General features: G+C 67.6%; 6 protein-coding genes and 1 pseudogene. 5 read left to right on the plus strand and 2 right to left on the minus strand.

What is annotated here, in order from left to right:
• The first annotated feature begins 358 nt into the window (after positions 1-358).
• Positions 359-1,633, plus strand: coding sequence for an MFS transporter (locus ELR45_RS27635; protein WP_165368146.1), 1,275 nt, complete (start codon positions 359-361; stop codon positions 1,631-1,633).
• A gap of 31 nt (positions 1,634-1,664) precedes the next feature.
• On the opposite strand, the gene gcvT is transcribed toward ELR45_RS27635, so the two are convergent.
• The gene (gene gcvT, locus ELR45_RS27640) at positions 1,665-2,762 is read right to left on the minus strand and encodes a glycine cleavage system aminomethyltransferase GcvT (protein WP_129669189.1); all 1,098 of its coding nucleotides are present in this window, start codon (positions 2,760-2,762) and stop codon (positions 1,665-1,667) included.
• Between the two features lie 253 nt (positions 2,763-3,015).
• Between gcvT and ELR45_RS27645 the strand changes: the two genes are divergently transcribed.
• Positions 3,016-3,309 carry a hypothetical protein gene (locus tag ELR45_RS27645; protein WP_129669190.1) on the plus strand — a complete coding sequence of 98 codons (294 nt, stop codon included), beginning with the start codon at positions 3,016-3,018 and terminating at the stop codon, positions 3,307-3,309.
• Between the two features lie 108 nt (positions 3,310-3,417).
• On the plus strand, positions 3,418-4,920 hold the full coding sequence (locus tag ELR45_RS27650) for a leucyl aminopeptidase (protein ID WP_129669191.1): 1,503 nt from the start codon (positions 3,418-3,420) through the stop codon (positions 4,918-4,920).
• 73 nt (positions 4,921-4,993) lie between these two features.
• On the opposite strand, the gene ELR45_RS27655 is transcribed toward ELR45_RS27650, so the two are convergent.
• Positions 4,994-5,317 (minus strand): oxidoreductase, encoded by a 324-nt coding sequence (locus tag ELR45_RS27655; protein WP_129669192.1) that lies wholly within the window; start codon positions 5,315-5,317, stop codon positions 4,994-4,996.
• 226 nt (positions 5,318-5,543) lie between these two features.
• On the opposite strand from ELR45_RS27655, the gene lpdA reads away from it, so the two are divergent.
• Both lpdA and sucB read left to right on the plus strand, forming a co-directional pair.
• Positions 5,544-6,929: a dihydrolipoyl dehydrogenase gene (gene lpdA, locus ELR45_RS27660; RefSeq protein WP_129669193.1), complete on the plus strand. Its 1,386-nt coding sequence runs from the start codon at positions 5,544-5,546 to the stop codon at positions 6,927-6,929.
• Positions 6,930-7,067: 138 nt separating this feature from the next.
• Positions 7,068-8,432, plus strand: a pseudogene (gene sucB, locus ELR45_RS27665) (2-oxoglutarate dehydrogenase, E2 component, dihydrolipoamide succinyltransferase); the annotation flags it as partial.
• Positions 8,433-8,545 lie beyond the last annotated feature (113 nt).

Raw genomic sequence — 8,545 nt, forward strand, 5'->3', positions numbered from 1 at the left:
CCAGCTCTCCGCGTCGGACTGGGTGGGAAACTCCACGCCACTGCCCGCGGCAGAACCGTCGTCGTCCTTCATCACACCACCATCGGCGTCGATGAACCGCCAGCTCCACGCCATTCGCGAACTCCTCTCAGACATCGGCACCTCCCTTGTGGGCGACGACTGTCGTCCATGTGCGGGACATGCTCCTTGAGACTCTCACAGTTCACCGGCCCGACCACCGCGGGACCGTTCATCGGGCCTGCCATCTCGACGTCGCGCACGGGGCGCGCGGCTTCTTACGCACCCGTCTTGACAGATACCCCGTCATCCTGTTGTCTCCCTGGTAAAGTTTCTGCTTCGGGGGCGAGCGGAGTCAGGGTTGCATTCTTCTTTCAACGAGCCGGAGCGGCCGCTCCTTCGAGATCCGGATCTGCGTCGATACCTCGCGGCACGGCTCGTCTCCCTCGCCGGCTCGGCAGTCACGTATGTGGTCATGCCGGCTCTGGTCTACTCCCTCACCCAATCGGCCACCTGGACCGCCTTGGTGGCCGTGGCGGAAGGCATCCCCTACCTGCTCGCCGGTCTCTGGGCCGGCCTGCTCGCCGATCGGTTCGAGCGCAAGAGAGTCATGATGAGCTCGGATGCCGGCGCGGCGCTCGTCCTGTTCACCGTGCCTATAGCCGCATGGATGGGACATCTCACAGCGCCGCACGTCATCATCGTGGCCCTCGTCGCGCAGACCATCTTCGTCTTCTTCGACGCAGCCAACCTCGGCGCGCTCCCCAGCCTGGTCGCGCGCCGCCGGCTCCCGGCGGCCAATTCGCTCGTCGCCGGCGGCGGAACGATCGTGGAAGCCACCATTCCGGCGCTGGCCGGCCTGCTTCTCGTCGTCATGACGCCGGAGTCGCTGATTGTCATCGATGCCGTGACTTTCGTCGCCTCGGCTCTTCTGGTGAAACGCATCGTACGACCGCTGAGCAAGTCCCGCGGAATCGGCACGATCGTCGATCAATCCAGCCGCGCAGCCATCGCGCAGGGTGTCCGGTTCATCATCGACCATCCGGTTCTGCGATACATGACCGTGATCGGCACGCTGGTGGCCTTCAGCGGCGGCTCGCTCGTGGGCGTGCTGGTCGTGTGGGCGGACCGCAGCCTCGGCGTGCAGCAGGGAGATTGGCGGTTCGGCTTCGTCTTCGCGGCGTGGGGAGCCGGAGCCGTGGTCGGGAGCATGCTCATGACCCGCATCGTCTATCGCCTGGGCGGTGTCCGGACCGCGCTCGTATGCCTGCCTCTCTCCGGCGTGGGCGGCGCCGCCACCGCGCTGTCCCCGAACTGGGTCCTGGGCGTGCTCGCGGTCGCCGCGTGGGGCGCCGCCTACATCGTCGTCGCCGCGAACTCGGTCACTCTTCGCCAGCAGGTGACGCCCGAGCCCCTGATGAGTCGCGTCATGACCGTAGGCCGCATGACGTCCTTCGGCTCCGGTTTCCCGGCCGGAGCCCTGACGGCTGGGCTACTCGCCGACCACATCGACGTCGCGCATGCGCTTCTGCTGTGCCAGCTGACCATCGTCGCCGCCACGGCCGTCGCATGGCTGTCGCCGCTTCGTCAAGCCCCGCGGCACCTGACGACGCCCGAGGACGCCACCACTGTCTGAGCGCTACTGTCTGAGCGCTACCGCCGGCCGATCAGGACGGCGACGTCTTGACGAACGGCGGACGGACCACCTCGAACGGCTCGGAACGGCCACGTACGTCCACGCTGACCTCGTCGCCGTCAGAGACGTCGGGCGGGAGCAACGCCAGGCCGATGCCCTGTTTCAGGGTGGGCGAGAACGTGCCGGAGGTGACGACGCCCGCGTCCACACCGTTGACGGACACCGCCATGCCGGGCCGCGGAATCCCCCGGTTCGACGCCAGGATGCCACGCAGTCGCCGTACCGGTCCGGCTTCCTTCTCCTCCAGGAGCGCGTCACGGCCCCAGAACGACGGCTTCGACCAGCCGACCGCCCAACCGGAACGCCCCTGCAAGGGGCTGATCTCCCGGGAAAGGTCCTGGCCATGCAGCGGATAGCCCATCTCCGTGCGCAATGTGTCCCGCGCGCCGAGCCCGCACGGCGTGATGCCCTGCGGCTCGCCGGAGGCCAGCAACGCATCCCAGATCACGTGCACGCCGTCGGACGGCGCGATGATCTCGTAACCGCGCTCGCCGGTGTAGCCGGTGCGGCAGACGGTGATCGGGATGTCGTTGAACTCGGCGTCGACGAACGACATGTAGCTGTGTCCCACCGCGATCCACAGCGCCGAGAGGACAGCTTCACTGTTCGGTCCCTGCAGCGCGAGGATGGACAACCGGGTGTGTTCGTCGCGGATCTCTACACCGTCCGGTGCCGCCGCCTGCAGCCGGCGGACGACCTCGGCGCTGTTCGCCGCGTTCGGCACCAGCAGCAGTTCCTCGTCGGATCGCAGGTACACGATCAGGTCGTCGACGACGCCGCCAGACTCATCGCAGCACAGCGTGTATTGCGCCTCGCCCGGCCCGATCTTGTCCAGCGCGTTGGTCAGGCAGGAATCGACGAAGGCGCGTGCACCTGGTCCGGTCACCCGGGCCTTGCCCAGATGGCTGACGTCGAAAAGACCGACCTGCTCACGCACTGCGTTGTGCTCGGTCACTACCCCTGAGTACTGAAGCGGCATCTCCCATCCGCCGAACTCCGCGAACTTCGCTTGGAGCTCGACGTGCCGGTCGTACAGGGCCGTTCTCGAGGGTGTCTCAGTCTCAGTCACACCTCCGCACCATATCCTCTATCCCCACGACGCGTCTGCCGCCCTCCACGGCGCGGCCCGACCTCAGCACGGGACGAGGCAGCTCCACGTCTACGGCCAGCCCTGCGCGTCGACATGAGTTACGTGCATAGACGGGCGCATATGCATCGGGACTGAGCGCAGGACAGATCTTTACCGCATCCTGACTCTCCCTTGGCTCGGCGTCGTGACACTGGGATCGCACATACAACTACCGGGAGATGGGGTACGCAGCATGAAGTTCGTCCAGATGATCGAGATGCGCACGTCCAGGTACGACGACCTTGTCACGCTTGCCAACGAGTGGGACAAGGCGACTGAAGGCGTGAACACGGTGACTCGCGAGCTGGTGACGTCCGACCGCGACCGACCGAACACGTACGTGATGATCGTCGAGTTCGACTCCTACGAGGACGCCCAGAAGAACAACGAGTTGCCCGCCACGAACGAGATCTCCGCCAAGATGGCCGAGCTATGCGATGAGCCGCCGGTCTTCCGCAACCTCGACCTCATCGAGCGACGCCACTGAAGCGCGCGATCGAGCCGGCTGAGAGTTCCTCGAGGCTCGCTGCCTCCCGCCTGTACGGAACGAAGTAGCATCGACGTTTGACTTAGCAGTTCGACGTCAGGGAGAGCCGTGAGCGCCATCACCTTGTCCTCAGCCAGTCCGACCGGGCTCAAAGTCGATGCGGTGGTCATCGGCATCGCCTCCGGCGACGACGGGCCCGCCCTGCTGGCCGGCGCCGAGCCGGTCGACAAGGCTTTCAAGGGCACGCTCACCGAGACGCTGAGGCAGCTGGGAGCATCCGGTAAGGCCGACGAGGTGATCAAGGTGCCTGCTCTGGGCAAGATGAAGGCGCCTGTCGTCGTCGCCGTCGGTGTGGGATCTTCCGCGGCGGACGGTACGCCGGCGCATCGGGAAGCCATCCGCCGGGCCGCCGGAGCCGCCGCCCGCGCCCTCAGCGGCACCAAGAGTGCGGCGTTCGCGCTTCCCGTGGGCAGCGCAGAGGACGCCGCCGCGGTCGTCGAAGGCGTTCTGTTGGGTGCGTACTCGTTCGACGCATACAAGTCCGGCGACGCCACACCGCCGCTGGAGGCGGTCACCCTGGTGGGAGCCGGTGTCAAAGCCAAAGCCGTGAAGGACGCGGTCACCCGCGCGGAAGCCGTGGGGACCGCGGTCAACAGAGCACGCGACTGGGTGAACATGCCGCCGCGTGACCTGTTCCCCAAAGCGTTCGCCGACACCAGCACGAAACTGGGCAAAGCCGCCAAGCTCAACGTCGAAGTCCTGGACGAGAAGAGCCTCGCCAAGGGCGGATACGGCGGGCTGATCGGCGTCGGCCAAGGCTCCGCCAACCCTCCGCGGCTGGTTCGCCTGAGTTACCGCCCGACCCGGGCCAAGAAACATGTCGTGCTGGTCGGCAAGGGCATCACGTTCGACAGCGGAGGTCTCTCCCTCAAGCCGTCCGACAGCATGGCCACCATGAAGTGCGACATGGGCGGCGCGGCCGCCGTGGTCGCCGCGACCCTGGCCATCGCGGAGATCGCCCCGAAGGTCGCCGTGACCGCGTATGCGGCGATGGCCGAGAACATGCCGTCCGGTGACGCCCAGCGGCCGTCGGACGTCATCACGATGTACGGCGGGAAAACCGTCGAGGTCCTCAACACGGATGCCGAGGGCCGCCTGGTTCTGGCCGACGCTCTGGTCCGCTCCGGCGAGGACGAACCGGACCTGATCGTCGACGTCGCGACACTCACGGGAGCGGCCGTCGTCGCCCTCGGTCCACGTGTGTCCGGGATCATGTCCAACGACGACGACCTGTCCGAGCGCGTGCACGACGCCGCCGAGCGTGCCGGCGAGCAGATGTGGCCCCTCCCCCTGCCCCCGGAACTCAGAGAGAAGCTGGACTCGGCCGTAGCCGACATCGCCAACATCGGCGACCGAAACGGCGGCGCGCTGCAAGCCGGTCTGTTCCTCAAGGAGTTCGTACCGGAGGGCGTGCCGTGGGCACACCTCGACATCGCCGGACCGGCGTTCAACGACTCGGCGCCGTACGGCTATACGCCCAAGGGTGGAACCGGCACAGCAGTACGCACGCTGGTGCAGATCGTCGACGATGTCGCCGAGGGCAGACTCTGACACTCGCCGCTTGGACGTGCCGCACGAGCGCCACGGCCCCGAGTTGCAGGACTCTAGGGCAGCGGAGGCGGGCTCAGACGCCGCGCCCGCCCGTCTTGCGGTTCCACTCCCGCATCCGCTGCGGATATCCGACGACCTGGGCGTCGTACGCGGGGATCCCGAGCTTGCGGGCGAGGTCGTGGGCGGCCGCGGCGTCCCGGACCCGCCGGCGCGTCCATTCGCCGTCATGCGCGACCATTACGACGGTGGTCGCGGTCATCGTGGTGGGAGGCTCGACGAACGCCTCGACGCCGTGCCTGGAGCCGGCGAACTCCTTCAGGTGCTTGGTGTCGGCGTCGTCGGCAGCTCTGTCCAGGCTGCCTTCAGCGCTCTTACGTCGCCGACCGAACCACCGCATCGTCACACCTCCGTCGAGCTGTCCTATGAACTCCCGACAGTATCGCTTCTGTTCCGTGGAGATCACCTGAGTCGGTGACCTCGTCGCTCAGCACGGTATTCGGGGCGGGCGTCATGTGGCTCGCCCCCGAGTGACAGGATCGACCTCACGGGTGCGTCCGGTGCTGTTCGCCAGTGGCCGGACACGGCCGGCGCGAGCGATCATGGTCACGGAGAGTGGAGCGCGTATGAACGCTGAGGCATACGACTACGACGTCGTCGTCCTGGGTGGTGGAAGCGGTGGTTATGCGGCCGCCTTCCGCGCCGCCGAACTCGGGCTACGCGTCGCGCTGGTGGAGAAGGACAAGGTCGGCGGCACCTGCCTGCACTACGGCTGCATCCCCACCAAGGCGCTCCTGCATGCCGCGGAGGTCGCCGACATCACACGCGGCAGCGACACGTTCGGCGTCAAGGCCACCTTCGAGTCCGTCGACGTCCCCGCCGTCAACGCGTACAAGGACGGCATCGTCGCCAGGCTCTACAAAGGCCTGCAAGGCCTGGTCAAGGCCAACCGTGTCACGCTCGTGGAGGGCATGGGACGGCTGGCCGGCCCGAATGCTGTGGAGGTCGACGGCACCCGCTACACCGGCGCCAACGTCGTCCTGGCCACCGGGTCCGACGCCCGCAGCCTGCCCGGTCTGCAGACCGACGGCCGGCAGATCCTCACCAGCTACGACGTGCTGAATCTCGATCGTGTACCGACATCGGCGGTCGTGCTGGGCGGCGGCGTCATCGGCGTCGAGTTCGCCAGCGTCTGGCGGTCTTTCGGTGCCGAGGTCACGCTCGTGGAGATGCTGCCTCGCCTGCTGCCGGGCGAGGACGAGGCAAGCTCCAAGACCGTCGAGCGAGCGTTCCGCAAACGCGGCATGACGGTGAAGACCGGCGCACGGTTCGCCGATGTCCAGCAGGCGGACGCGGGCATCACCGTGTCGCTCGAGGGCGGCGAGTCCATCGACGCCGAACTGATGCTGGTCGCTGTCGGCCGGGGACCGGTCACCGAGGGCCTCGGTTATGCCGAGGCCGGCATCACGCTCGACGGCGGGTTCGTCACCACGGACGAGCGCTTGCGCACCGGCGTCCCGGGGGTGTACGCGGTCGGCGACGTCGTCCCCGGGCTGCAGTTGGCGCACCGTGGCTTCGCGCACGGCATATTCGTCGCTGAGGAGATCGCGGGCCTTGCCCCGGTGCCCGTGGACGACACCGGCATCCCTCGCGTCACGTACTCCGATCCGGAGGTCGCCTCGGTCGGGCTCACCGAAGCGCAGGCCCGGCAACGCCTCGGCGACGACCAGGTGGAGACCTTCGACTACAACCTGGCCGGGAACGGGAAGAGCCAGATCCTCGGCACTCAGGGCTTCGCCAAGCTGGTGCGGGAGAAGGACGGTCCCGTGCTGGGCGTGCATCTGGTCGGCGCCAGAGTGGGCGAGCTCATCGGCGAAGCGCAGCTCATCTGCAACTGGGAGGCGCTGCCGGAGGAGGTCGCCCAGCTGATCCACCCGCATCCGACCCAGAGTGAAGCTCTCGGCGAGGCACATCTCGCGCTCGCCGGAAAACCTCTGCATGTCCATGGCTGAGACAGTGATCACGGCCCGTCGACACGGCGTGTGTTCGCGGTCACAGGAGGCCTGTGACAACCGGCGAGTGGGGGCGATATACGCTCATGTTGGCTGGTACGGTCGCGTAGGCTCAAATGGCGTAAGAGACGTTCGAGAGGACTGACGATGGCAACCTCTGTCACCCTGCCCGCACTCGGAGAAAGTGTCACCGAGGGCACAGTGACCCGCTGGCTCAAGCAGCCCGGCGACCAGGTGGCCGTCGACGAGCCACTGCTGGAGATCTCCACCGACAAGGTCGACACCGAGATCCCCTCCCCCGTCGCCGGCACCCTGCAGGAGATCAAGGTCGGCGAGGACGAGACCGTCGAGGTCGGAGCCGAGCTCGCCATCATCGGCGAAGAGGGAGCCGCAGGCGGCCAGCAGGCACCGCAACAGCAGGCACCCCAGCAAGAAGCCGCCCAGCAGCCCGCGGCCGAACAGCCCGCCCCGGCCCAGCAGCCCGAGCAGGCACCACCGGCCCCCGCAGAGCAGGCTCCCCAGGCATCCCAGACTGCTCAGCAGCCGTCCGCACCGACCCCATCCGCGCCGGCGACCGCCGGCGGCGACGGGGCGCCGTACGTGACGCCGCTGGTGCGCAAGCTCGCCACTGAGCACGGGGTGGACCTCTCCACCGTCACCGGTTCCGGTGTCGGTGGACGGATCCGCAAGCAGGACGTACTCGGCGCCGCTGAGGCGGCCAAGGCTGCGGCCGCCGCACCCGCGTCGTCCGCTCCGGCCGCCGCGCCGTCCGCAGAGCCGTCGCCGCTGCGCGGTACCCGGCAGAAGATGACCCGGGTCCGCAAGATGATCGCCGACCACATGGTCAACTCGCTGGCGACGTCGGCACAGCTGACGACGGTGATCGAGGTGGACATCACCCGCATCGCCCGTCTGCGTGACCGCGCGAAGAAGGACTTCCAGGCACGGGAAGGCGTCAAGCTCTCCTTCCTGCCGTTCTTCGCCAAGGCGGCCGTCGAGGCGCTGAAGGTCTACCCGATCGTCAACGCCAGCGTCGACGGCGACGAGATCGTCTACCACGAGGCCGAGAACCTGGGCATCGCAGTGGACACCGAGCGCGGCCTGATGGTCCCGGTCGTCAAGAACGCCGGCGACCTCAACATCGGAGGGCTGGCCCGCCAGATCGCCGACCTGGCCGAACGGACCCGTTCCAACAAGCTCAAGCCTGATGACATCTCCGGCGGCACTTTCACGCTCACCAACACCGGGAGCCGGGGCGCCCTTTTCGACACACCGATCCTCAACCAGCCGCAGGTCGGCATGCTCGGCACGGGTGCGGTCGTGAAGCGGCCGGTGGTCCTGACCGACGAGACGGGCGCGGACAGCATCGCCGTGCGCTCCATGGTGTATCTGGCGCTGAGCTACGATCACCGGATCGTCGACGGCGCGGACGCGGCGCGGTATCTCACCGCCGTGAAGGATCGCCTCGAGGAGGGACAGTTCGAGGGAGACCTCGGGCTGTAGGTGAGCGCAGAGGTCGCCACCTCCCCAGCGCCCCGTAAAGCCGGTCTCTTGACGTCTGTGGCGCCCAGGCGGCGCCTCGCGGCGTTGCCGTCGTCGTCCGATGTACCAGCATC

Origin of the sequence: Phytoactinopolyspora endophytica (genome assembly GCF_004138495.1) — a bacterium.
Taxonomy (GTDB): Bacteria; Actinomycetota; Actinomycetes; order Jiangellales; family Jiangellaceae; genus Phytoactinopolyspora; species Phytoactinopolyspora endophytica.